The 23,117-nt window shown below is 56.5% G+C and carries 24 protein-coding genes, 1 pseudogene and 1 riboswitch; of the genes and pseudogenes, 18 read left to right on the top strand and 7 right to left on the bottom strand.

The features are described 5' to 3' along the window. Positions 1-2: 2 nt before the first annotated feature. Positions 3-1,229, top strand: coding sequence for an ABC transporter permease (locus U9M73_RS12735; protein WP_009225079.1), 1,227 nt, complete (start codon positions 3-5; stop codon positions 1,227-1,229). 65 nt (positions 1,230-1,294) lie between these two features. Here U9M73_RS12735 and U9M73_RS12730 read toward each other — a convergent pair whose 3' ends face one another. The 3 genes and pseudogenes from U9M73_RS12730 to U9M73_RS12720 all read right to left on the bottom strand — a co-directional run. Continuing rightward, positions 1,295-1,429 (bottom strand): YjcZ family sporulation protein, encoded by a 135-nt coding sequence (locus U9M73_RS12730; protein WP_232282282.1) that lies wholly within the window; start codon positions 1,427-1,429, stop codon positions 1,295-1,297. A gap of 108 nt (positions 1,430-1,537) precedes the next feature. Further along, a complete protein-coding gene (locus U9M73_RS12725) occupies positions 1,538-2,836 on the bottom strand; it encodes an aminotransferase class I/II-fold pyridoxal phosphate-dependent enzyme (protein WP_036645138.1) in 1,299 nt (432 codons plus the stop codon). A gap of 128 nt (positions 2,837-2,964) precedes the next feature. Continuing rightward, positions 2,965-3,243: pseudogene (locus U9M73_RS12720) on the bottom strand (pyridoxamine 5'-phosphate oxidase family protein); the annotation flags it as partial. 94 nt (positions 3,244-3,337) lie between these two features. Here U9M73_RS12720 and U9M73_RS12715 point away from each other — a divergent pair. The 3 genes from U9M73_RS12715 to U9M73_RS12705 all read left to right on the top strand — a co-directional run bounded on the left by U9M73_RS12715 (position 3,338) and on the right by U9M73_RS12705 (position 5,636). Further along, positions 3,338-3,580 (top strand): hypothetical protein, encoded by a 243-nt coding sequence (locus U9M73_RS12715; protein WP_323077547.1) that lies wholly within the window; start codon positions 3,338-3,340, stop codon positions 3,578-3,580. Between the two features lie 125 nt (positions 3,581-3,705). Next, positions 3,706-4,491 (top strand): helix-turn-helix domain-containing protein, encoded by a 786-nt coding sequence (locus tag U9M73_RS12710; protein WP_009225083.1) that lies wholly within the window; start codon positions 3,706-3,708, stop codon positions 4,489-4,491. A gap of 209 nt (positions 4,492-4,700) precedes the next feature. Next, positions 4,701-5,636: a DUF4097 family beta strand repeat-containing protein gene (locus tag U9M73_RS12705; protein ID WP_009225084.1), complete on the top strand. Its 936-nt coding sequence runs from the start codon at positions 4,701-4,703 to the stop codon at positions 5,634-5,636. A 42-nt stretch (positions 5,637-5,678) separates the two neighbouring features. Here U9M73_RS12705 and asd read toward each other — a convergent pair whose 3' ends face one another. Next, positions 5,679-6,476, bottom strand: coding sequence for an archaetidylserine decarboxylase (gene asd / locus U9M73_RS12700; protein ID WP_323077545.1), 798 nt, complete (start codon positions 6,474-6,476; stop codon positions 5,679-5,681). Between the two features lie 181 nt (positions 6,477-6,657). Continuing rightward, positions 6,658-6,769, top strand: a riboswitch (TPP riboswitch). Between the two features lie 108 nt (positions 6,770-6,877). Here asd and U9M73_RS12695 point away from each other — a divergent pair. Genes U9M73_RS12695 through U9M73_RS12685 form a run of 3 tightly spaced genes read left to right on the top strand, consistent with a single transcriptional unit; the run spans position 6,878 to position 9,908 of the window. Next, positions 6,878-7,483 (top strand): ECF transporter S component, encoded by a 606-nt coding sequence (locus tag U9M73_RS12695; protein ID WP_036645141.1) that lies wholly within the window; start codon positions 6,878-6,880, stop codon positions 7,481-7,483. Next, positions 7,483-9,108, top strand: a complete 1,626-nt coding sequence (locus U9M73_RS12690; protein ID WP_323077544.1) for an ABC transporter ATP-binding protein — start codon at positions 7,483-7,485, stop codon at positions 9,106-9,108. The genes U9M73_RS12695 and U9M73_RS12690 overlap by 1 nt, the downstream gene beginning before the upstream one ends. Next, positions 9,105-9,908, top strand: a complete 804-nt coding sequence (locus U9M73_RS12685) for an energy-coupling factor transporter transmembrane component T family protein (RefSeq protein WP_009225088.1) — start codon at positions 9,105-9,107, stop codon at positions 9,906-9,908. Before U9M73_RS12690 ends, U9M73_RS12685 begins: the two co-directional genes overlap by 4 nt. 96 nt (positions 9,909-10,004) lie before the next feature. On the opposite strand, the gene U9M73_RS12680 is transcribed toward U9M73_RS12685, so the two are convergent. Then, positions 10,005-11,102: a YheC/YheD family endospore coat-associated protein gene (locus tag U9M73_RS12680; protein WP_323077541.1), complete on the bottom strand. Its 1,098-nt coding sequence runs from the start codon at positions 11,100-11,102 to the stop codon at positions 10,005-10,007. Between the two features lie 224 nt (positions 11,103-11,326). Between U9M73_RS12680 and U9M73_RS12675 the strand changes: the two genes are divergently transcribed. The 11 genes from U9M73_RS12675 to U9M73_RS12625 all read left to right on the top strand — a co-directional run bounded on the left by U9M73_RS12675 (position 11,327) and on the right by U9M73_RS12625 (position 20,337). After that, complete coding sequence (locus tag U9M73_RS12675) at positions 11,327-12,505, top strand: glycosyltransferase family 4 protein (protein ID WP_323077540.1); 1,179 nt, start codon at positions 11,327-11,329, stop codon at positions 12,503-12,505. Positions 12,506-12,689: 184 nt separating this feature from the next. Next, positions 12,690-13,520 carry a glycosyltransferase family 2 protein gene (locus U9M73_RS12670; protein WP_323077539.1) on the top strand — a complete coding sequence of 277 codons (831 nt, stop codon included), beginning with the start codon at positions 12,690-12,692 and terminating at the stop codon, positions 13,518-13,520. A gap of 7 nt (positions 13,521-13,527) precedes the next feature. Further along, positions 13,528-14,664, top strand: coding sequence for a glycosyltransferase family 2 protein (locus U9M73_RS12665; protein ID WP_009225092.1), 1,137 nt, complete (start codon positions 13,528-13,530; stop codon positions 14,662-14,664). Further along, entirely contained in the window at positions 14,661-15,404 is a 744-nt protein-coding gene (locus tag U9M73_RS12660) for a glycosyltransferase family 2 protein (RefSeq protein WP_323077537.1), read from the top strand. Before U9M73_RS12665 ends, U9M73_RS12660 begins: the two co-directional genes overlap by 4 nt. 38 nt (positions 15,405-15,442) lie before the next feature. Continuing rightward, a complete protein-coding gene (locus U9M73_RS12655) occupies positions 15,443-16,174 on the top strand; it encodes a sugar phosphate nucleotidyltransferase (protein ID WP_323077535.1) in 732 nt (243 codons plus the stop codon). Positions 16,175-16,204: 30 nt separating this feature from the next. Continuing rightward, entirely contained in the window at positions 16,205-17,545 is a 1,341-nt protein-coding gene (locus tag U9M73_RS12650) for a GT-D fold domain-containing glycosyltransferase (RefSeq protein ID WP_323077533.1), read from the top strand. Further along, on the top strand, positions 17,535-18,854 hold the full coding sequence (locus U9M73_RS12645; protein ID WP_323079126.1) for a glycosyltransferase family 2 protein: 1,320 nt from the start codon (positions 17,535-17,537) through the stop codon (positions 18,852-18,854). The genes U9M73_RS12650 and U9M73_RS12645 overlap by 11 nt, the downstream gene beginning before the upstream one ends. A gap of 137 nt (positions 18,855-18,991) precedes the next feature. Further along, on the top strand, positions 18,992-19,279 hold the full coding sequence (locus U9M73_RS12640) for a hypothetical protein (protein ID WP_009225097.1): 288 nt from the start codon (positions 18,992-18,994) through the stop codon (positions 19,277-19,279). Between the two features lie 25 nt (positions 19,280-19,304). Continuing rightward, positions 19,305-19,661 carry an alpha-helical endospore appendage domain-containing protein gene (locus U9M73_RS12635; protein ID WP_009225098.1) on the top strand — a complete coding sequence of 119 codons (357 nt, stop codon included), beginning with the start codon at positions 19,305-19,307 and terminating at the stop codon, positions 19,659-19,661. Further along, positions 19,658-20,005 (top strand): hypothetical protein, encoded by a 348-nt coding sequence (locus tag U9M73_RS12630; protein WP_009225099.1) that lies wholly within the window; start codon positions 19,658-19,660, stop codon positions 20,003-20,005. The genes U9M73_RS12635 and U9M73_RS12630 overlap by 4 nt, the downstream gene beginning before the upstream one ends. Continuing rightward, entirely contained in the window at positions 19,969-20,337 is a 369-nt protein-coding gene (locus U9M73_RS12625) for a hypothetical protein (protein ID WP_036645147.1), read from the top strand. Before U9M73_RS12630 ends, U9M73_RS12625 begins: the two co-directional genes overlap by 37 nt. A gap of 181 nt (positions 20,338-20,518) precedes the next feature. Here the strand turns inward: U9M73_RS12625 and U9M73_RS12620 are convergent, their stop codons facing one another. Together U9M73_RS12620 and U9M73_RS12615 are read right to left on the bottom strand one after the other, a co-directional pair. Further along, a complete protein-coding gene (locus U9M73_RS12620; protein WP_323077532.1) occupies positions 20,519-21,424 on the bottom strand; it encodes an IS1595 family transposase in 906 nt (301 codons plus the stop codon). Positions 21,425-21,748: 324 nt separating this feature from the next. Next, positions 21,749-22,869, bottom strand: a protein-coding gene (locus tag U9M73_RS12615; protein ID WP_157274695.1) for an IS3 family transposase whose coding sequence is annotated in 2 segments (ribosomal slippage) — positions 21,749-22,620 and positions 22,620-22,869 — 1,122 coding nt in all. Because the reading frame shifts where the segments join, the coding sequence is not laid out codon by codon here. Between the last annotated feature and the right edge of the window lie 248 nt (positions 22,870-23,117).

Raw genomic sequence — 23,117 nt, 5'->3', positions numbered from 1 at the left:
CGATGGAGCTTCAAACGCTGCGAAGCCGGCGGAGAGCGGCCTTCTGGGGCAAAGTGCTCCCGTATTTGCCCTATGTCTTTCAGAGCGGCCTCGCCGTCTTGCTGCTCCTGCTTATTATTGCGTTTTCGGCCTGGTATACGGCGTTTCTGCAAAACATTCCGCCCGGTTTGCCGATTCGCTGGATTTTGCTGCTGTTATGGGGTCCGCTGACCGTATATGCCGGATTTCGAACCTATGCGCAGCCGGCTGACGTAATTTTCTTACTGCCGCAGGAGACGCAAATGAAGGCCTACCTAGCCCCGGCTTTTCGGAACGGACTGATTTATAAGCTGGTTGGACTCTATATTGTGGTGTTGCTGGCTTGGCCGTTGTATCAGCGCAGCGGAGAGGGCGGGGTTATTCAGCCCCTATGGCTGATGCTGGTCGTCCTGCTGTTGCTCAAGGCGTTAAGTGCCTACGGAGCTTGGCAGGAGCTCAGAATTACGACGTCCCGGGCCAGAGCCGGGTACCGCTTGCTGCGCTGGTGCTTTGTGCTGCTGATGACGGCGGCTTGGATCTGGCAGCCAGCCTGGAAAAGCACCTTGTTCACGGTGCTCGTCAGCCTCAATTACGGCCTGATCTTGCGGTTTCCGATGAAATACAGGGTCCCTTGGGACAACCTGATCACCGCTGAACGCACGGCGGCTGCCCGGGTGCAGATGATTCTCGGCTGGTTCGTGGACGTGCCGTCGGAAGGACAGAAGGTGATCCGCCGCCGCTGGTTGTCCGGCATCGGCAACCGGATTCCTTGGCAGCCGGCCGAGGCCTACCGTTATTTGCTGGTCAAGACGTTTGTCCGCAGCGAGCTGTTGGGCATCCTGCTTCGCCTAACACTGCTGGGCATGGTGCTGACGGGATGGAACGACAAATCCTGGCTCGGACCGGCGATTCACTTGCTGTTTGTGTTCCTGTCGGGCATGCAGCTAGCCGCCTTACGCCAAACCCATCGGGACTCACCGGCAGCCTCCTTCTATCCATTGCCTGCCGGCGCACGGAAGACGGCGACGCTTCGATTAAGCTCCCGATTGCTGTTCGCGATCACGGTATTGCTATGGCTGCCGATGGCCGTCATACCGGGCGGCGATGCCCTTTTGACGTTTGGTTCCTTGGCCGCAGGCTTGCTGCTGGCGATAGGCATGCGTTCTTCCTGGAAGCGCAGATGGCGCGAGGAGGACGAAGACGAGGAATAGCAAAAACGGACCGTTCCCGGGTGGGAGACGGTCCGTTTTTGCTTGGAAACTTTTTATTCAGCAGATTAATACAGGATGGAACGGCTAACGATAACCAACAGGATAAAGAGAACCAGGATCACACCCGTGCTCGTGAACAGGCCGCCGTGACCGCCGTAGCCGCCTCCGTAGCCGCCTCTTGCTTCTTCAATTCCACTCATCTTCATTCCCCTTTCCCATTTAGGTGTATTGTGATAGTACACCGTATTGTATGAGAAGAGGGGCTGGCGTGCGTGGGCCAATGTGCCGTTCTCCGACGGACCCGCCGCCTATTTGCCCTGCAGGTCTTGGACCCCTTGATAGATCAGATCAAACAGTTCCTCCAGATGCTCCTCCGCGATACAGGAGAAGGCGATCCGCAGGTCGGTGTCGCCCAGCGCGATCGTGCCGATACCGTACTGGTGGATCAGATGCTGGCGCAGCGCTTCCGCCGCAACCGTCTTGAGCTTCAGGCACATGAAATAGCCGGAATTAAACGGATAGTATTCCCAAACGTCCCCATACTTGCCGCTGTCGAGCAAGGCTTTGACTTTATTGGCCCGGCCTTTCATAATCCGGAATTTCTCTTCCTTCTGGGCGGTAAATTCCGGAGATTTCAGGGCATGAAGCACAAACGTCTGCGAAGGATGGGCACCGCTCGAAATCGTGGCGCGGATGATCCCCAACGTCTTCTGTTCCAATGCGGTCAGCACCGCTTGGTCTTCGGCGGCGTAAGTAATAAATCCGACGCGGAAGCCCCAGACGTATTCTTCTTTCGTTGCGCCGTCCACTTTGATCGGCAAAATGCGCGGATGCAGTCCTGCCAGCTTGCCAAACAATGATTCATGAAGGGAATCTTCGAAAAACAACCCAAAATAAGCGTCGTCGGTCACGACGACCACATTAATTCCTTCTTCGGCCGCTGCCTGGATGGCAGCTACGATCTCTCCGCCTTCCTTGGCGCCCGGCGTATATCCGGTTGGATTGTTCGGGAAGTTCAAGATAACGATCGCTTTGCCTTTGTCCTTCTGAGCTAGCAGCGCTTCACGCAATCCGGCGCTGTTGAAGGTCATGTCTTCGGTGAACAGCGGGAAATTCACGATGTCGGCGTGACGGCGAATGCCGAAGGTAAGCTCGTAGTTCTCCCAGTTTTTGTCCGGATAAATGACAACATCGCCTTCATCAACGAACAGGTCGGCGACGATGCTGAGCCCGTGGGTCAGGGCGTTGGTAACAATCGGTTGGCCGAAGCTCTTGCCTTCGAGCGACGGGTTCTCCTGGATCATTTTGTCACGCCATACGCTGCGCAGCTCAGGTTTGCCTGCTGGCGGGGCATAAGGGTACAAATCCTGCGGTTTATAGGCGGACAACGTGTCCTGAATCGCTGCCAGATGCATCGGGATGCCGTTTTCGGTAGCGATGCCGATCGTAGCGTTATATTTCTTAGCGTGGGCTGAAGCTTCGGCAGATTGGCTTAAAATGCCTTCCTTCGGGAAGTAAATTTCCTTGCCCAGCGTGGACAGCATGTCATACACGTGCCGGTTGCCGGATTTGACGCTCTCGTTTAACTGCTCCGCGAGTGGGTTCATCACATTCATCCTTCCAAATCGGTTTGATATTTTAGGACAGTAACGTCTTAAACTGCCTAACATTATATCATTTCGACTCGGGCACGTCACGGTGAAATCACAACGGATTTGGCTTATTTTTCTTGGTGGGCCGGGCAGGCCAGCTTGGGATCGGTAAAACACGACGGAATGATCGCATACTCCTTGGCTACCGTGAAGCAGACCTGCGGATCCCGAGTGATCTGCTTCATTTTCTCTCCGGCCAGACTTCCGTGAAAATAGAAATGCTCGCCATCATAAACGAATTTGAGCGGCGTGACCCGGCTCCAGCCGTCCTCGCCTACCGTACCGAGAAAACCGAAGCTCATCTCCTGCAAAAACTCGCGAATTTCCGCCTCTTCTGTGATGCTAAATTCTTTTCTGCGCATGGATGGTTCCCCCTCCGATTGTTTGACATTCAGCTTACGCCGGAAATTGACAAGAAAAAAGAACCAATTTTATTAGCTTTGTACCATGCGCTTCGTGCGGCGATGGCCCTCGGCGGCCGATGCCGGATTGCTGCTGTACGCCGAATGGTGCCGCTCGCCGGAGGAATACCAGGCGTTCCGCCAAACTGCGGCCGCCCGCGGCGTCCTGTTTCGCGATGCGGCGATCTACCGGATCACTCCGGTGCCACCGGCAGCCTGCTTTGTTTTTTTTCATTTGGACGAACCGACGCTCATCGAGGGTGTATTTCGAATGAAAGCGGCCTGGGGGGATATTTAAACCCGTGCGCTTTAAAGGTATAATAAAGGTGATAAACTTGTCCTCGTTATTAAAATAGGAGGGCAGGATACTGTACGGATCAGGCAAAATGATGCGTTTGTAGTTTTTTTATGGGGGGGAAGGACATGCTTCACGTTTCACCATCATCATTTGAATTGAAGCCGGCATTCGCCAAAATCGTATGCGAACCCGGTTGGAAATGGCACAAGCGGGAGAAGCCGTTGCAGAATTATGATCTCTTCTATGTGTGGAGCGGTGAAGGTACGGTTGTCCTGAACGACCAACCCATTCCGGTCAGTAAAGGCAGCTGCTTCCTGTTCCGAAAAGGGGATCACACCAGTGCCACGCACAACCCGCAGAAACCGCTGGTGCTGACGTACATTCATTTCGACGTCCATGAGCCCGTGACGGAAGTGCCGGGTCCCTACCGCGTACTGGAGGATACGCTGGATTTCGAATATATGTTGTCTCGTTACGTCCGTTTATTCTTGATGAAAGCCTATGCCGCCGAGGAGGAGGCCCAGCTGATTCTCAAGCAGCTGTTGATCCATTTGCTGCGGGAGGAGCGGCAAGTGCCGGTGGAGAAGAAGGTCAGCAACCAACTGCATGAAGTGATTCATGAAGTGGCGAATTATGTGCTGCAACATCCCGGACTTCCCCACAAAGTGCAGGATTTGGCTGCCCGGGCGGGCTTATCCCCGCGCTATTTCTCGATTAAATTCAAGGAAATTATCGGGATGTCCGTGCAGTCTTACATCATCAAGTCAAGGATCGACCGGGCGCAGCATTTGCTCCTGCATGCCGGCATGAATGTGACCGAGGTTGCGGATGCGCTGGGGTATCGGGATATCTTCTTCTTCAGTCGCCAGTTCAAACAATATACGGGAAAAAGCCCGTCCGAAATCCGCTAAGCAGGCTACTCTAATCTAACCCAACCCACCCTAAAGTTAAATAAGCTTCATTTATCGACCGCCGGGCTTCATGCTCGGCGGTTTTTCCGCTTGCCCTGCGAACCGTCTCCTTGACCAAAGTCTAGGGAGCAAACCGGTCCCGCGCCTGTGGTGGTTCACGGGAACCTTGATATAAGCTCAGGATAGATGGAAATAGAAGGAGGACGAAAATGCGAAAGAAACGTACATCCCAAATCGCATGGCTGGCGGCATCGGCCGTACTTCTGGCCCTGGCTTCAGGTTGCGGTCCGGCGGAAAATGAAACGCTGCAGCAGCAATGGGGGCAGACCTTGGGGAATACCGTTGATTCGATAAGCCAATCGATTAGCGAGACCGCGGCATCCGTGCAGCAGTCGGTGGCGCTGGCCGCAGACGAGTGGAAGGACGATTTGACGTTCACGGGACGCTCGCATGACCTTTCGACAAGCGAAGCCATCGGCAACGCCAGCAAGCTGCAGCTGGAGAATGCCGTAGGGCGTCTTGAGTTGAAGGAAGGCACGTCCGATCAGATCGTGGTGAAAGCGACCATCCAGGCCGCGGATCTGCCGGCACGTAAGGAGAAGCTGGATACGTTGTTTGAACAGAGCGAGGTGACCGTCACCTCTCAGGGCAATACGGCTCAGGTGCGCGTGCACGCCAAAGGCGCGCCGGACCAAAATTTATGGGATTGGGCGCAGAAGGAGCTGCATTTTACCGAATTCCGCATCGATTATGTCGTTGAGGTCCCTGCCGGGATTCAGGAGTTTGAAGTCACGAACCATGTCGGGGAGATCGCGGCGAGCGGGCTTACGGGAACCTACCGGCTGAAGGGAGAGGTCGGGTCGATTCGGGTCGAGGATGCACGTCTGTCCGGGGATTCATCGATCCGTACAGCCACCGGCAGCATCAATCTAGATATTCTCACGCTGGATACGGGCGGTCAGCTTCAAGCCATCACCGATGTTGGCAGCATCACGGCAACGCTTGATCCGTCGTTAGCCTGCGATCTCGAAACGTCCAGCGAACTGGGCGAAGTCATTGGAGCCGCGAAGGGACGAAGCGAGCGGGGCGGCGGAGGGCCGTTGGTCGCGCTGGAGACTTCCATCGGCAGCATTACGGTGCAATAAAGGGGAAGAGCCGGCCGAAGCCGGCGGGCGATGATCACTGAATTAGCTTGGTTTTGCGGAGTTAAACCGGCCCAGCGCTTCGCCCATCCGTACCTTCTGTCCGGGCGCAAGTTCAGGCAATGGGGTGAAGGTGCCGTTCTGGGTGAGCAGAACGACGGTGGATCCAAACTCGAAATAAGCCAGGTCGTCGCCTTGCTCCCAGGATTTTGCCGAAGGGTCGGTGTACTGGATGCTGCTCACGTTCATCGCGCCGACCTTCACGAGGGCGATTTCCCCATAGTCGTGGGAAATGTAAGTGATCAAGCGTTCGTTTCGGCACAACACCTTCTTCATATGGCGCATGCCAAAATCGTTCACCGGGTAGACCCGGCCTTTGATGTGCTCGCATTCCAGCTTCTTGCCCGTCACGGGTGCGTGAATCCGGTGATAATCGGTAGGACTCAGATAAAGAACAAAGGCGTAACCGTGTTTGTACAATTCTACACGAGGGGAGCCGTCCAGCAGCGCTTCCAAGGAATAATCCTGTCCTTTGACGTTCAAGATCGTGCCGGATTGCACCTCGCCCATAAACGTAATCAGCGCGTCCACTGGACTGATCATCACTCCCGGCTCCGCGTGCAGCGGGCGCATGCCCGGCTTTAATTTGCGGGTGAAGAACTCGTTTAACGTGCGATATTCCCGAAGCTCCTTCTCCGCTTCATGCAGCGGAATGCCATACGATTTTGCGAAAAAAGGGATCATTGCTCGGCTAACCCCCGAATGGGAGAACTTGCCCATCAACCGGGATAACCATTTCCGGGAGGAGAGCTCTGTCATCCATTTCATCCATGTCGCGGCCAAATCGCATCCTCCTAGTCTGTCCAGTAATGCTGCATTGGTATTGATGAATTCGTTGCCACTTCCGCTTATCTTGACACAGAATCAGGCCGAAATCAATACAGGACGGGTAACTCCTAGTTTACAGATTTGTACAAATTTAGGCTTGATGCCTGGGCGGAGTTGGTGTATGTTTATATCAATCGCATAGGGATACGGGGGCTTGAGCGAATCAGGCTGAGATAGCGGCATATTGCGCCGCGGACCGTTAATCTGATCTGGATAATGCCAGCGTAGAGAATCGATCGTCCGGGACTTTTTGTGCCTACGTGCGCCCCCGTGACCTGACCGCCGTCTGAGCTTATTCAGGCGGTTTTTTTTACGATGCGAGGATTTAAACCAAATGATCAAGAGGAGAGATGAAGATGTCGGAGGTTGTTCAAAAAAGAACGGGGCGTGGCCTCAAGCTAAGCGATGTGCTGGTGACGGTGTTGGTTTCGTTGGTGCTGGGCGTGGTGTATCACTTCTGGAGCTCGGTGTACAATTTGTTCTCCCCCCTGTTCTTCCAGGCCGATGAACTGGTGTACGGAATGTGGTTCCTGGCTGCAACGCTGGTGTTCTTGCTGATCCGCAAACCGGGGGTGGCGTTGATCGCGGAGGTCGCTGCGGCCCATGTGGAAATTTTGTTCGGCAGCGAATGGGGAGTTCAGCTGATTCTTTACAGCGTGCTGCAAGGCTTAGGGGCGGAGCTGGTGTTCGCTGCGTTCCGGTATCGGAAATTTTCCGGCTCCGTTGCTGCATTAGCCGGGATCGGAGCTGCCGTGGGTTCGGTTATCCCGGATTTCTTCTACGGATATGTGCAGGATTACGAGCCATGGCTCTTGACCGCCAAATATGCGATGCGGGCCGTCAGCTCGGCGCTGATCTGCGGGTACTTCGCTTATGCCGTCGTGAAGGCCGTAGAGGCGACAGGGGTTACGACGCTGCTGCGACCGGTTGATCCGAAAGACTATGCGGCGTTGAATGACTGATGCGGAAGGAAACGACGGCAGCTGAGGTCCGGGAGCTGCGGCTCAAGTTCCCGGGTGAAGACCGGTTTGTGTTTAAGGATTTGGATTTCTCGGTGCGGCGCGGGGAGCATGTGCTGCTGCTGGGTCCCAGCGGATGCGGCAAATCGACGCTGCTCCAGGTGCTGAGCGGCATCATTCCAGACTTGGTAGAGATTCCGATGCGCACGTCCGCGCAGCAGCTTCCCTCGTCGTGGCGCTTTCTGTTCCAGGATCCGGATACGCAGTTTTGTATGCCTTATGTGGATGAGGAGTTGGCTTTTGCCTTAGAAAATTTAGGCGTGCCGAAGCAGGATATGCCCGCGCGGATGCAGGCCGCATTGGCCAAGGTGGGCCTGGACCTGCCTGAGATCCATGTGCCGATCGATTCGCTGTCCCAAGGGATGAAGCAACGGTTGGCGCTCGCATCGGTGCTGCTTGGCGATCCGGAGGTGCTGCTGCTGGATGAGCCTTCGGCTTTGCTGGACCCGCAGGGCCGCGAGCAAATCTGGCAAGCGATCGCCAAGGTGGCCGAGGATCGCACCTTGATTATCGTGGAGCACCGGATCGAGGAGTTGACGGCACTGGGTCTCGTTGACCGCGTCGTGTTGTTTGGACCGGACGGGCAGGTGCTGGGCGAGGGGGCACCGGACGTAGTGTTTGACACGTACCGTTCCGAGCTCATTGAGTTTGGGATCTGGTATCCCGGCGTCTGGGAGGCGTATTTTGCCACCGAAGCCGGCCGTCGATTGCTAGAGCCGGTGAAAGATGAACGGCGATTGGATGGACCTGCCGCCGTGGAACTGACCGATTTTTGCGGGTTCCGGCAAGGGCGGCCGGTGATTGAAGTCGGGCAAGCCGCCGTGTATCCCGGGGATTGGATTGCGATCACAGGACCTAACGGTGCTGGGAAAAGCTCGCTGTTGCTCAGCCTGATCGGCTTGTTGCCATCAGAGGGAGCATTCGTGCTGCAGGGAAAGCGGATCGAGACAGGGAAGCTCAGCCGCCGTGCCCGCAGACGATTGCTGGAGTCGACCGCTCGTGAGATCGGATTTGTGTTCCAGAATCCGGAGTTTCAGTTTGTCGCCGATCGGGTGGTGGACGAAGTCGCCTTCTCGCTGAGGGAGGACGGACTTGGCGGCGATGCGCTGAACCGTCGGGTGACGGCGTATCTGGAGCAGTTTGGTCTAACCGGCTTGGAGATGCGGCATCCTTACCAGTTGTCGCTGGGCCAGAAGCGGCGTCTTAGCGTGGCTGCGGCTGCGGTGCGCGAGCAACGGCTGCTGTTGCTAGATGAGCCGACCTTCGGCCAGGATGCGGCGAACACGTTCGCCATCCTGCAGCTATGCGAGGCGTTGCGCCGGCGCGGGACGGCGATTCTTATGGTTACCCATGAAGAGCGGATTGCGGAGCAGGTGGCCACCCAGCATTGGGAGGTGCGGGACGGACGGCTAACGTCGCAGCGGTTGACCCGGCGGGTGGATCGATCTCCGGCAGGTGCCGGTGAGTCACCTGGATCAAATGGATCGGCCGGACGGGGAGCGGATACCACCTCCGCGAAAATCAAACAACACGGGAGTTCCGGTCCAGAGGCGGTGATATCAAGATGAGACGTTTTCTGACCCCGAAGCGGCGGACTTGGCTGCACCAGGCGAATCCGGCCGCCAAGCTGGCGTTGATGATCCTGCTGTTTCTGCTGACGTTATTTACGCACCGGCTCGATTTTATTTTTTATCAGGCGATCTTGTTTACGTTCCTGCTGTTCCTGTTCAGCGGATATGAGCCCTGGAAAGTCGCCTTGCTTCTGTTCCCCTTTGCACTGATTTTTGCCTCCTCAGCGGCGACGATGATTCTGTTTGGCAAAGGGACGGAAATTTGGTGGTCGTGGGGATTGTTCCGCATCTCCGAAGAAAGCTTTTACCGGGGGATTCATATCGGGTTTAAAGCGGTGGCCTTTGCCGCCGAAGGGCTGTTGTTCGTGTTGACGACTCCTTCGGTCGCCTTGTTTTACGCGCTGATGCAGCAGGCGAAGCTGCCGCCAAAATACGCCTACAGCTTTATGGCCTCGGTCCGGCTACTTCCCATGGTCTGGGAGGAGCTGCTTGTCCGACGCAATGCGCTGCTGATCCGCGGCGTTCGCCGTCCGCGCGGACTGCCCGGCCTTGTCGCGCATGCGAAGCTGTATGCTGTGCCGCTGCTATCCCAGAGCATCCGGCGGGCCCATCGCGTTGCTGTCGCCATGGAAGCGAAAGCGTTCGACGGGAATCGGCCGCGCACGTATTATTACCCGACTTCCTATTCCCGGTACGATGTGCTGACATTGCTGCTCATCGCCTTGTTTGCGGCTGCAGCTTACTTGCTGGCGGTCTTGTACCCGCCATTTCACATTGCGGATGTCCGTTATCATTAAATCTATGAAACGAAAGGGCATGATTCCTTCCGGAGGCGGTTTGCAGCCTGCTCTGTGGAGAGGAATCTGCCCTTTTTTTGGGCTTTGGTCATTTGGCTAGGCCCGGTCCGATTGGTCTAACAAATAACGGGCGTAAGCCATCGGCTGACGATACGAATCCTTCCAAGCATCCAGCAATCCGGCTTTTCGAAAGCCGTAACGCTGGTCACGCCCATTGCATTCGATAAAGTAAGGCTTCCCGCTTGCGGTTAAGCCAATGTCCAGCCCCAGGTCGGCGAGATGCGGGAGACGGTTGCCCAGATAGCGGGAGATGGTCAGGGCAAGCTCATTGACGTGAGCAAGGGCCGCCGGGACGATCCGCTCCGGGAGCGCTTTGGCCAGCAGTTCCTCAGCGGGAAGGGCTTCGCCGCCTCTGGCGAGGTTGCACACAAAGCTGCCTGCAGCAGCGACTTTGGCGAAGCGCCCGGTCACGCTCCAATCGCCTCCGCCGCCCCGCTGGACGGTGATCCGCAGATCGATGGGGCGCTGCTCGTATTCCGCCAGCGGAATACGCTCTTGCACGAGATACGGCGTACGCCGTAGCATGCGCCGGGCCCAGGGCGGCAGTTGTCCCCGGTGCAGTCGAACCGTCCTCCATTGCTGCTTGCCTAGTGGCGAAGCATAAGTGAGTTCCCACCCTGACGACGGCATATATCGCAATCGCATTACGCCATGGCCAACGGAGCCGCGGATCGGCTTTAGGATGAGGTCACTATGGCGGGACATCATTTTCCGCAAGTTGCCGGAGTTTAACGGCATCGCCGCCGGAAGGTACGGCCGCAAGTGAGGAGCGCCCCAAAGCAAGCGGTGGATGAAGTCTTTTCCATAACGGTTGGTCGTATTAAAGATCGTGATGCCCCGGGCATTCAGGGATTGGAGTTTTTTTCGAGCTGCGAGTCTGGGGTATAACGCTCGGTTATGGATCACCGCAGGCAAGGGCAGCTGTTGCTCTACGTATTCGATGCCATTATAAACATACGCGACACATCTGGCCCCTGCCGGATCGATGCCAGCAAGACGCAAGAAAACGGGGGTTAATCCATATTCCCGCGCCGCTTCTTCATACCCTGTGATCCACTCTTGGCCAGTTCTGCGCGTGGGGATCCCTCGGTACATGCTGGAATTCAGCAGGATTCCGATAGTGTCCTGACTCAAGTGGGTTTCCTCCTTCCCGTGCGTCTTCCTTCAGTGTATGTTGTCCCGGTTCATTAGCGTGGACGACTGTGCTGCGACAGCCGCCTGTTTTCGGGCGAACTGCGGATGGATCGTCGCCTTTGGCAAATTAGGCTCATCTTCCAAGAAGGTGTCACAATTGCCGGGAGGTTTTCGTATATTTAGGATATCGAATGCAAGCGAAACGGTAAGGAGGGGGACTTCACATGGATCGGGAAAAAGTCGCGGTGATCGCGCCTGACGCCCTTGCGGCAGCATCAGGAAAACACCGTCCAGTGAAGAGGGTGCTGGAACGAATGCTCCCTCATGCGGCAGAGCAGCTGCACATTCGCCTCTTTGGCGTTGCTGACGGGCATTTACCGGCACAAGGCTGGATGGGGGGCGTCCCTTTTTATTGCTTGCCCGGAGGACGTCTCTACCTGGAGTCACTGCTGCGGCACTTGCGCAAGTGGCGGCCGGATACGGTGGACGTTCATGGCCGACCGCTGCTGGCCTGTCAGCTTAAAGCTCGGCTTCCACTCTCCCGCGTACTGTTGACGTTGCCCTCTGCCCGGATCTTTTCTCCTCCCTGCCATCCCAAGGCATGTCCGACGCAAATTCTGGAAAGCGTGGACGGCCTGATCGTCGGAAGTGAACGGACTAAAGCCGAGTTGCTGGCGCAGTTCCCCTCCTTGGTCACTCCGGTATGGGTGCATTTGCCGGGGGCGAGCTTAGAGGAGCAGGCGGTGCTGCGTTGGACGCCAGATGGGGAACAGCAGCGTCAGCAGCGGCTGATGGAGCTGGGATGGACGAACCGCAAAATCGTTCTGCTGGCCGGCAGTTGGCCGCCGCTTAGGGATGAGGGGCACATTGTCTCGGCTCTTACGGAAGTGCTGGATCGCGTACCGGAGGCGATGTTGGTGTTCCTTGCCGCCGACTCCCCCGGATCCGGGTCTTCCCGTGAATTGCTTGAACGACCGAAGCAGCATGGGCTTGCCGCCTACGCTCCGGAACGGATTGCCTGCCTGCCGGCCGGGTCGCCCTATTCCATCTCGGACAGGTACCTCTTGGCGGATTGCCTGGTGCTGTTACCGGGCGATGAGCCGGCGTCGATGTTAACGCGCATCGAAGCGATGGCCGCCGGCTTGCCCATGCTGGACGCCAGCGACGCCCCGGTGCTCGAATTTGCGGTAGATGGTCTGCTCGCCGAAGGGGCGGGGGACAGCTTGGCAGATCGGATCGTACTGCTGCTGGAGGAAGAGGAGTTTCGTCAAGTCATCGGCCGGGTCAGCCGAGAAATCGTTCGTCGTCATTACCGCTGGGAGCACGCCGCAGACCGTTGGGTAAGTCTCGTTCGCGCTAGAGGGATTCAGACGAACGCAGGCCGCCGCAGCGCCAAAAACTGACGATGTCTGGATATCCATAGCTAATCTTAGGAAAACGCCGAAAGGCGTTTTTTTCTTTTGGCTCACAGCAGGGCCTGTGCCGCATTCGTCAGGACAACTGTACGTTTGCCGTTACCAGCCCCCCGGCCAGACATACACTGAGGTATATGCTCCGGTATTATTATGTTTTTGGGAGGAAATTGATGTGGTCAAAAAACGCAAGCCGCCGCGCATCCGACTGAACCGCAAACCGATTCAGCGCAAAAAAGTGCTGCCGCGTTTGGTCAATCATCCCGATCCCATCGTATCCATCATCATTCCGGCGATGAATGAAAGGGCGACGATCGCCAGCGTTCTGCGCGAAGCCAGCCGGGTGCATCCGCGCAGCGAAACGATCGTCGTTGTTAACGGCTCAACCGACGGGACCGCCGACCTGGCTGAAGCCTGCGGCGCTCGCGTCATCCACGTACCGGAGCCGCTGGGACATGATGTGGGCCGGCGCGTTGGGGCGGAGGCGGCCCGCGGTCAAGCGCTGCTGTTCATCGACGCCGATATGGTGATTCCGGCTCGGGAGCTGCGGCCTTTTGTCACCGCGGTGCTTATGGGTGTCGACGTGGCGCTGAACGGCTACTCCGGCCCGGCGCGAGGGAAGGTGGCTCATCCGGTCATTCTGGCCAAACACGTCCTGAACGGTGTGCTGCAGCGCCCTGACCTGCGTGGAGCTTCCTTAACGGCGGTCCCGCATGCGATGAACCGAACAGCGGTGGACACCGTCGGCTTGGATACGCTGGAGGTTCCGCCGCTCGCCTTAGCTAGAGCGATCCGGCTGGGGTTAAACGTCCAGCCGGTGCATACCGTTCCCGTCGGCAAGCTGAATCCTGCCCGGGGACGAATATGGAACAAGGGAAGTCGCGTCGATCCGCTGACCGCATTGGTGGCAGGGGATCATCTGGAGGCCATCCATTGGCTGCTCCGCCAGCTGGGACCGCGCGGCGGATACAGCGATCTGGGCCGGCAGCGCGGTAAGGTGAGGTGAACCATTGATGGTCATGGTAACTAGGCAAACGATGAAACATCGTCGGAAACGAAGAAGCGGATCGCTGACCCGCTTGCGCGGAGCAGCAAGCCGGAGAACGAGCGGCTTCATCCGCAAAGGCCGCCGTTTGGCCCGTCCGTCGACGGGGAAAAGATATGCCAGCGCCCCGCTCCAACGCCTCAAAGCCAAAGCTTGGGCCGCAGGAGTCCGTGCGGTGGCAGCACAGGATGGGGCGGAGAAGGGTTCGCCTCATATGCAGGATTGTTTTCAAGCGTGGGCGCAGGCGGAGCGGGTGGACCAACTGCCTTTCACGGCTTTGCTGACGGCCTCCTTGGCGTATCGCCGTGGTTATGCCCATGCGGCCGGGCTTAGTAAGCCGTGGATTCCGCTGCCGCTGAAGGGCCGTGCCTCGGCCATCGTGACGGCGAGTAATGAGGAGAAGACGTTGCCGGCGGTTTTGGCGGAGCTCCGCAAGTTGCCTCTGCATGAGATCATTGTCGTCCTGAATGGTTGTAATGACGCAAGCTTTGCCGTCGTGGATCGGGATCCGCGTATCACGCGGCTGAGCTTCCCCGAACGGTTAGGGCATGACGTAGGACGGGCGATTGGGGCAGCGGTAGCCACCGGAGATATTTTGCTGTTCACGGACGGGGATATGTGTGTTGCCGCAGAGGATCTGGCTGCTTTTTTGATCGCGATCGACCGGGGGGAGGATTTGGCTCTCAACGATTTGACGCCGCATCTGCCGCCGTTCTCCCAGCAGGATGAGGTGACGCGCTGCAAGGCATTCCTGAATCTGGCGCTGGGACATCCGGAGTTGAAGGCGAACTCGTTAACTGCGGTGCCAAACGCTTTGTCCCGCCGCGCTGTGCGGACGGTGGGCATCACTGCGCTGGTCGTTCCTCCGAAAGCCCAGGCGCTGGCGTTGGTTCGTGGACTGAAGGCAGTAGCGCCGATTTCCGTGGACGTTATCCGCAAGAACCGTCTCCGCACCAGCAACAGCGGGGCAGGCAATGCGGTCGCGCAGATGATCGTTGGCGACCATCTCGAGGCGCTTGGCGAGGTTATGAAAACGGAAGGTGTCCGGTTGCGATTTTCCACACTGGGCCGGAGCGAATTGGCGAAAGTGAGGAATGCCCGATGACGGCTGGAGTAACGAGTATCATCATTCCGACCTATAACGGGCTGCACTTGCTTGCCCCTTGCGTGGCGGCGATCCGCCAGTATACGGAGACTCCCTATGAGATCATTGTGGTGGACAACGGCTCCGAGGACGACACGGCATCGTTCTGTCTGAGCGAGCGCCTGATCCTGGTGGCGCTGCCGCGCAATGAAGGATTTCCGGTCGCCGTGAACCGAGGATTGTCCGTCGCTTCGGGCGATCACCTCCTCGTTCTTAATAATGATGTCCTCGTCTCCCCGCGATGGCTCTCGAATCTGCTGCTGGCGCTGCACAGCGCCGCTGATGTCGGCCTCGTCGGCCCGGTGACCAATTATGCCAGCGGACGGCAGCAGGTGGCGATCAACTGGGCGGAAGGTGAGGATTTCGCCCAAATCGCCGAGCGCCATAACCATTCGGATCCGGCGAAATGGCAGGAAGTCCAGCGGCTGATCGGCATGTGCCTGCTCTTTAAGCGGGAGGTACTGGAGCGGGCAGGAGGATTCGATGAACGGTTTTCGCCCGGCCATTATGAAGATGACGACTACTGCTACCGCGCTCGGCAGCTAGGTTACCGTCTGCTCATTTGCGGCGATACGCTGGTGTACCATGAAGGCAGCGCCAGCTTTAAAACCCGCCATCCGGAAGGGTGGAACGAGCTTATAGAACGGAACCGTATGCGGTTTATCGAAAAATGGGGCGTAGATCCTTGGCAATTTATTTAATGGGAGCCCCAAATTTTTAAGGTAAGGGAGGAGCGTTCATGAAAGGTGTGATTTTGGCGGGGGGCACCGGCACGCGTCTATACCCGCTGACCCGATTGATCAACAAGCATCTGCTTCCGGTCGGGAATTATCCGATGGTCTGTTACGGCATAGAACGGCTGCGTCAAGCTGGAATCACCGACATCCTCATTGTGATCGGCAAACAATCCGCAGGGCTGTACGCTGACTTCCTTGGCAGCGGGGAGAACTTTGGAGTCAACCTGACGTATCGCATCCAGGAATCGGCCGGCGGAATTGCTGAAGCTCTGGAGCTGGCTGAAGGGTTTATCCCGCGCGGCAGCAAATTCGTTGTGCTGTTGGGTGACAACCTGTTCTTGGACGATTTAACGCCATACGTGGAGCGATTTAAGCAGCAGCCGCTGGGCAGCGCACGGGTGATGCTGAAGCCGGTGGATGATCCTCGGCGTTACGGCGTGCCGGTGTTTGCTGAAGACGCCCCGGAACATATTGCCTATATCGAAGAAAAGCCTAAGAAGCCGAAGTCGAAATATTCGGTTACCGGTATTTACATGTACGATGACAGCGTATTTGGCATTATCCGCAGCATCGAACGTTCTGCCCGCGGCGAGCTGGAGATTACGGACGTGAACAACCGCTACGCGCGGGACGGAAAGCTCGAGTTCGACGTGCTCCAATTGTGGTGGGGAGACGCCGGCACGTTTGAATCGCTGCAGGAAGCCGCAATTCATATGAAAGGCGTACTTCCCTAAGCGATAGGGAAGCCGGAAAGGAGGCACGGGATGGCTACACGCGACAATGCGGCGGGCACTAGCCGCAAAACTCTCGGCCGGCGGGGCACCGGCAGCGCAGCTGCGGCCGCAACGGTCCGCCGGTCTGCCGGCCGGTGGAAGAACGGCCGCGCTAACCGGACCGTCGCCGGCAAGGCCGCGTTGCGCCGGCGTCACGGCAGCCGCCGGCGCCGCAGCGGGCGCCTCGGGCGTCGCGGAGCTCGCGCGGCGGCTTGGCGGCGGTACCGGCAGGCGGCGGGCTATGCCGGCGGTGTGATCGGTACCGGCGCCATGGCCGGTACCGACGGCGCGGGCAGTGCCGGCGCTGCAAGCCGCATTAGCGGCCCGGGGGGTCGCCAAGACCGGGCCGCTAAGGCCCTTTCGCCTGGCCCGGCCGCAATTCCGCCGCCGCTATTGCCCGCACCCGGGCCGGCCTCGCTGGGCGCTTCCGGAGCCGCCTGGTCTGCGGCGGAAGCGGAGCGGGTTCGCGCCGCCGCCTTCGAGGCCGGCTACCGCGAAGGTTTGTTTGAAGGCGGGGAAGCCAAGCTGGGCCGCTTAATTCCCCGCTATATGCTGCTGCCCGAAATCTGGGTGGACGACGTCATTGCCGCGGGTTTCCCGACCGTCGCCGGGCAGCTTTATCCGCTGCTTACGCCAGCAGAGGTGTTCGCCGCTGCGGAGGGGGCGCTGCGGGAAGGCCGGCCGCTGTCGATTGTCCGTCTCGGCGACGGAGAACTGCTCACCTTGGCGCACGATACGGTAATTTCCACCGAGGAAGCGCTCCGCCGGGGGGCTTTTTTGCCCTATGCAGGCGTGCATTTGCCCGATCCAGCAGCGCGCGAAGCGTTGGCAGCCGCGATAAGGGCTGCGGATATTATCGGGGTTCCGGAATCCCGGCATCCTTCCTATCAAGGGCTGTTGTTCCCGGTGCTGCGCCACTATGGAATCGATTACCGCGGTTTACGCTTGACCACTTCAACCGTGAATTATGAATTAAATGCCGGAGGTTATTTAACGAGACTGCTGCATGGCCGGCGCGTCTTGCTGATCGGGAATCAGGCGGAAGTGTTGGCGGGATTTCTTGGGCAGCGCAGCGTGCAGGTTGTTGGTTGGCTTGCTCCGGTGCAGGGTGTAGCCGATGTGCCGAGAGTCGCGATGCGCCTCCGGGAATTTCCGGACTTTGATTTGGCTTTGGTTGCGGCCGGAGTGGCTGCCGTGATGATCTGCACACGGCTCTCCGGAGAGCTGGGCAAAGTGGCGCTGGATATGGGACATTTAGCCGACAAACTGATAAAAGGCGAGGCGGCATGGCCGCAGCTCGGGGAGGTGCACATCGGTGCAAATGGAGTTTGACGGAAAAACCAAGATGCAAGCTAGACTCGGTTCAAAAACCTACGATCAAGGATACGTTGCCGGCTATGCTTACGGAGTTCAAGAAGGCTACCGAGCATTTGCTGACCGCCAGGAAATCACGAGTATCATCATACCGACCTATGATCGCAGAGACCTGCTGCTGCAGTGCTTGGATCATATCGATCGATATACGTCTACACCGTATGAGGTCATTATCGTTGACAACGGATCGACCGATGGAACGGCGACAGCGGTTCGGCGGCGGCCGGGTCGGGTGCGGCTGGCGGTGTATCCGCAGAACCTGGGGTTCGCCCGCGCCGTAAATACCGGGCTGATGATGGCCAAGGGGAATACAATTGTGCTTCTGAACAACGATGTACTGGTGACGGAGCGCTGGCTGGATCAACTGCTGGCATGCCTTCGTCAGTTTCCTCAAGCAGCCGCAGTTGGGCCGGTAACGAATTACATCAGCGGCGAGCAGCAAATTGACGTTCCCTATGAGGACGTGGCGGATATGCCGGCTTTTGCTGCTTTGTACAACCGTTCGGATCCGATGAAGTGGCGCATGACCGATCGGCTGGTAGGGTTCTGCGTAGCCTTTCCGCGAGCGACGCTGGAGCAAGTTGGTTATTTCGACGAAGGATATGAGATCGGCAATTTCGAGGACGAGGATTGGGTCGCCCGATTGCGCCTGCAAGGAAAGAAGCTGGTGATCGCTGAGGACACCTTCGTCCATCATTACGGAAGCATGACGATGAAAGGATTAGGCAATCAGCAGTTTCAGGAAGTGAATACCCGCAACCACCATTTCTTTCGTGAAAAATGGGGAGATTTGCACGCCCTCTATGCGAGGATGACCGATTGGCGCGAGGAACGGACGCTAAGGGCGGCCGATTTCTTCCCGACTCACGTGCGGGTTCGGGATGTAAAGGGAGGCGTACACTGGCTGGAGCATGGTGTTCGCCATCCTGTGCATCCGGCGGCGGCTGACACGATGCCGGTGCCGCTGCGGCTGTCTGTGCTGGATCTGGTCCAACTGCCCGTCGGCCCGGCCCGTTCAGCGGGGCAGCTGGCTGGTTTAAGCAGCGGAATGCCGACCGAAGCGGGCTTAACGGACGGCATCGTAGTCGCCAGCAGTGGACGGTGGTATCAAATTGATCGGGGGCAACGGCGGGAGATCATCTCGGAATACACGCTCAGCGCATGGGGGCTTACGCCTTCGGTAACCGTACCGGAAAACGTAGTGGCCGCCTATCCCGAGGGGCTGCCGATTCTGCCTCCGCAACGCATCGTGAGTGAGGATTTATAGGCTGAAACGAGCCGGCTCTACAGGAACGCGCTTATTCGTACCGGCATATGTTATTGGAGGGCATCCTGGGGCTGGTGTCCGAAGTCCGCTAATCAGAGCGCGGCGTAAAGGCCGGCCTAAGTTGAGGAGGAGTCAGAGTGGAGCAAAAAATTTCTGAGATCATCGTGCACATGGCCCACTCTCACCAGCAGATGGCGCGGGTGATCGATGCGGAACGACAAGTTGCTGTACGCATGGCGCAGATCGTGCATGCGATTCCCGACGCCGAGCCAGCGTTCGATGGGACGCCCGGCATATTGGAGAATTCGGGTCGGATCAACAAAAGCGTGATCTCCTACTTAAATGCCATTGCCGATTTACAGGAAGCGATGGCCGAGAATTTGAGCCATGTGATGAAGCAATTAAAGGTCCAAGAAGAAGAGTGAGGTTAATGAAGCGGGGTATGATGCCATGAGCAGGGAACAGGCTTATCTGAACATGCTGGATGCGGCCGCGAAAATCCAGTGGAATGTCGCGATGATACTGGAGGCCAAGGCGGTCGAGTCCGAGAAGGTGCGCAACTGGATATTGAATCATGTGCTGGAGAGCAGTTTCGAGGATCACGAAAAGCAGCTGTCCGACCCGCTGGAGGTTCACGATCAACTCGTGGAGGTGATTGAGGGCCTGACCAAGCTGCAAAATGGGCTGTGCAGCAACCTGAAAACGGTGCTTCCTCCCGATGTGACAGAAGGCAGCGGCGATGGCCTGGACGGAGGATTCGGCGGATTGTTCGACGGTGGTGATTTTGATCTGGAGGCAGGCAAATGACGAGGTTCCCCCTTCAGGCCGGGGAGGAGGCGAAACTCCGGTTAGTTGATGCCATAAGCCAAAGCCAGAAGGCGATGGCGCGGATTCTCGGCAGCCTCGCCGATGTGACCGAACTCTCCCCGGACGCCGCAAGGCATATTGCCGGAAATATCGATAAATTGACCAAATATCAAGAAGCGATGGCTCGCACGGTTTGCGGGTTAACTTTTCATCGCGTCAAATATGGAACTCCTTCGCCGCCATGGATGATGGACGCTTGTTATGCAGCATACGACGTTACCCGAGGAGAACAGGAGGAAGAAGAAGGATGGCAAAAAACAAACTCCGGCGTACCCGCCGTGTAAAGCCGCGTACGGCGAGAAAAGTCCGGATCCGCAGAAAACGGAAGCTGACCCTAAGGCGGAGAAGTAAGACGATCCTTGCCCGCCGCAAGCGTCGCAAGGCGGTGCACAAGCCGCGTACACATCGCAGAAGAAGACGGAGATTAAGACGCCGGCGCACCGCTCTGACGGTCCCAGCAGCAGGGGTTGCGGAGCCTGTAGCGGAACAGGCAACGCCCGAAGACAAGACGATTTACGATCAGGCCTATAACGAGGCTTATCAAGAAGGGTTTAACAGCGGCTTCGCCCAAGGCTACGAGGATGGGCATAAGATGGCCTATAAGGATCAAGTCTAATAAGGATCAAGTCTACCATCACCGTTGTCGGTTTATCCGGCAGCGGTTTTTTCATTACGGGGGAGGGGGACATAGTCTCTCTCCGCCCCTTTTTAACCATTATCCCTTTGCATCAGGGAGTGAAGAGAAAGGGGAGAAGTGCGCAGTTTAAAAATCTCGACGCGTACCTCGATTAGCAGGTTTACGCCGCTGCTGCGAGGAACGGCTTCTGACCACGTGCGATTAACTGGCGGTAAGGGATCGCTGGAATGGACAAGCACATCTGTAGCAGTTTCTGGCGCATTTCTTCCTCGGAACAGGACATGCGCAGGTGACGGCGGACGGTGTACTCATTCAAATACGCCTGCAAATGTGTTAACCCCAAGGCGACATACGTGCGTCTGATCGACTCCCTTGCTTGTCTCACGACTCTCCGTAAGGGCAGATACATCCGATAAACGAAAGGGAACCACCGCTTGGTTGAGGTATGGACGTCTACATGTTTGTTGATGAACGCGACGAGATCGCACCGGGTAGCCCATTGCTCGCTTCCTCTTTTATGTGATACCAGTTGGATCTTCACTCGCTCGGGCTCACCAGACTCCGTGACCGTGCAGCCGGCGACGACTGCGGTGGCATAAGGTTGAGAAGCTGGATGAAAGCGGTTGGTATCCGTCCCATACTGATCGCGGTTCACCTTCACCTCTCCAGAGAGCAGCTCCCGGGCATCACATTCACCGAGGGTATAGCGGATTTTGTGCAGCATGAGCCAAGCGGTCTTGTAGGTAACTTGGATCACCTGACTCAACCGCAGCGCTGAGATACCGTCGGGAAGTAGGAACAGCTCCATAGCTTGGAACCACTTCACCAAAGGCAGATGGGTTCTTTCAAAAATGGTGCCGACCAAAGGCGAGGCTTGATAGCCGCATCTTCTGCACTCAAACAAAGGAAGTCGTCGGGAGGACAGACGGGTGCATTCGGTATAAGCGCAGCGCGGGCAAACAAATCCGTTTGGCCACTTCATAGCGATGATCGCCTCGATGCAGTCGGCCTCACTTTGAAAACGGCTGCTGATAGATTGAAGCTCCATACTCGTAACTAATTCCATGTCCGATCCCTCCAAAACAAGAAATGGGCACATACGTTCCTCTTTTTTTCATTATACCAAACATATGTTCTATACACAACTAAAAAATCCCAAATCTCTATCAAATAAATCTGGATGTTCAGATCACTGTGCAACCTTAGTTTAATCCCGTCGATTGATTCCCCAATTCTGAACAAAAGGGATAATCGTGCAAAAAGGTAGCTAGAAGACCCTCTTCCTAGATCTCTCAATTCTGAACAAAAGGGATAATGATACAAAGAGGCGCAGCGAGAGGATCCCTATCTCGATCTCCGCATTCTGAACGAAAGGATTGTCAACAGTAAATCAGACAACTTTATTAAGGGCTTCTTGACGATACTGAACAGGTGTCAGGTATCCCAGTGTTCCGTGAATCCGATGCTTGTTGAACCAGTTGATGTAATCGTACAGTTCCACCTCTAGATGAAGAAGGCTGTGGAAGCTCATCTGGTTAATGAACTCCGTTTTCATAATTTTATAGGTAGCTTCAGCCACGGCATTGTCATAGGGACAGCCTTTCATGCTGAGAGATCGACCGATTTTAAAGGTCTCCAATAGCTCGTCCATCTTTTCGTTTTTAAACTCACTACCGCGGTCCGTATGAAACCACTGGATTTGACGCAGATCACCTTGTACGGTAGAGAAGGCACGGGAAATCAGAGCCGCATCCTTGTTTGGGCCCGCACTATGCCCGATGATTTCTCGATTGAACAAGTCGATCAGCACACAAATGTAATGCCACTTGTTTTGAACCTTTACATACGTTAGATCGCTAACGACGAAGCGCTTTGCTTCTGTCTGCTCAAACTCACGAGCCAGCACATTTGCCGTCTTTGCTTCATTGGAGGCCGCTTTGTGGGGCTTATACTGAGCGATCGTGTAGGTGGAGACCAACCCCTGCTCCTTCATAATGCGGCCAATGCGACGTCTAGATACAACTATTCCTTGTTCCTTTAGCTTGGCTTTAATCTTGCGCGTGCCGTAGGCTTTGCGGTTCTTGTGGAAGATCTCCACAATCGTTTCTGTTAGTTCATCTTCCTTCGCTCGTTCCTTTGCTTCATAGTAGAACGTACTCTTTGCAATTTGTAGGACGTCGCACATTGCTGATACCGAGTATTTATCACGGTTGTTCTGGATGATAGCTACTTTCGTCCCATGATCAGCGCGGCTTGCTTTAAAATATCGTTCTCCATCTTAAGTCGTTGAATCTCTTTACGTAAAGTGATGAGTTCATTTTCTTCGAAAGAGCGATTGTCCTTCTCCTTGAAGGAGCCTGTGGTCTGGGCTTGCTTGATCCAGCGGTCTAAAGCAGACGCAGTGAGGTCATATTCCTCCACAATCGCTGCGCGGGATTTCCCGTTTTCATAGAGCTGCACCATTTGCTTTTTGAACTCGGTTGTAAACGTGCGTCGTGGTTGTTTAGGCATTGTTGAGATCCGCTCCTTAACATGATAGGTCTATTCTACAAGCCCTTATTTTTATTGTCCAACTAAGTGTAGCCGATCCACGAAAGGGATAATCGTGCAAAAGGGCGCGAAAAAGAGGACTAAGGGGCGCGAGGGGGGCATTAAGAGTCCGTCCCTAAAGGCGGCATTCGCCAATTTATCCGGCGGGCGGGTAGTCGTCCATGATGCACGTGTCCCCTCAGCATATATTTATTAAGACCCAGGAAACG

The organism is Paenibacillus phoenicis (assembly GCF_034718895.1).
Classification (GTDB): domain Bacteria; phylum Bacillota; class Bacilli; order Paenibacillales; family Paenibacillaceae; genus Fontibacillus; species Fontibacillus phoenicis.
The sequence above is the reverse complement of the archived record's forward strand: the minus strand, read 5'-3'. Positions and strand labels throughout refer to the sequence as shown.

Bases quoted from the DNA above. Each gene is read 5' to 3' on its own strand.
- U9M73_RS12730 (WP_232282282.1), bottom strand. From the start codon at position 1,429: ATGAGTGGAATTGAAGAAGCAAGAGGCGGCTACGGAGGCGGCTACGGC.
- U9M73_RS12695 (WP_036645141.1), top strand. From the start codon at position 6,878: ATGTCGGAGGTTGTTCAAAAAAGAACGGGGCGTGGCCTCAAGCTAAGC.
- U9M73_RS12630 (WP_009225099.1), top strand. From the start codon at position 19,658: ATGACGAGGTTCCCCCTTCAGGCCGGGGAGGAGGCGAAACTCCGGTTA.
- U9M73_RS12635 (WP_009225098.1), top strand. From the start codon at position 19,305: ATGAGCAGGGAACAGGCTTATCTGAACATGCTGGATGCGGCCGCGAAA.
- U9M73_RS12620 (WP_323077532.1), bottom strand. From the start codon at position 21,424: ATGGAATTAGTTACGAGTATGGAGCTTCAATCTATCAGCAGCCGTTTT.
- U9M73_RS12685 (WP_009225088.1), top strand. From the start codon at position 9,105: ATGAGACGTTTTCTGACCCCGAAGCGGCGGACTTGGCTGCACCAGGCG.
- U9M73_RS12710 (WP_009225083.1), top strand. From the start codon at position 3,706: ATGCTTCACGTTTCACCATCATCATTTGAATTGAAGCCGGCATTCGCC.
- U9M73_RS12735 (WP_009225079.1), top strand. From the start codon at position 3: ATGGAGCTTCAAACGCTGCGAAGCCGGCGGAGAGCGGCCTTCTGGGGC.
- U9M73_RS12655 (WP_323077535.1), top strand. From the start codon at position 15,443: ATGAAAGGTGTGATTTTGGCGGGGGGCACCGGCACGCGTCTATACCCG.
- U9M73_RS12665 (WP_009225092.1), top strand. From the start codon at position 13,528: ATGGTCATGGTAACTAGGCAAACGATGAAACATCGTCGGAAACGAAGA.
- U9M73_RS12705 (WP_009225084.1), top strand. From the start codon at position 4,701: ATGCGAAAGAAACGTACATCCCAAATCGCATGGCTGGCGGCATCGGCC.
- U9M73_RS12625 (WP_036645147.1), top strand. From the start codon at position 19,969: ATGGCAAAAAACAAACTCCGGCGTACCCGCCGTGTAAAGCCGCGTACG.
- U9M73_RS12675 (WP_323077540.1), top strand. From the start codon at position 11,327: ATGGATCGGGAAAAAGTCGCGGTGATCGCGCCTGACGCCCTTGCGGCA.
- U9M73_RS12660 (WP_323077537.1), top strand. From the start codon at position 14,661: ATGACGGCTGGAGTAACGAGTATCATCATTCCGACCTATAACGGGCTG.
- U9M73_RS12650 (WP_323077533.1), top strand. From the start codon at position 16,205: ATGGCTACACGCGACAATGCGGCGGGCACTAGCCGCAAAACTCTCGGC.
- U9M73_RS12645 (WP_323079126.1), top strand. From the start codon at position 17,535: ATGGAGTTTGACGGAAAAACCAAGATGCAAGCTAGACTCGGTTCAAAA.
- U9M73_RS12690 (WP_323077544.1), top strand. From the start codon at position 7,483: ATGCGGAAGGAAACGACGGCAGCTGAGGTCCGGGAGCTGCGGCTCAAG.
- U9M73_RS12725 (WP_036645138.1), bottom strand. From the start codon at position 2,836: ATGAACCCACTCGCGGAGCAGTTAAACGAGAGCGTCAAATCCGGCAAC.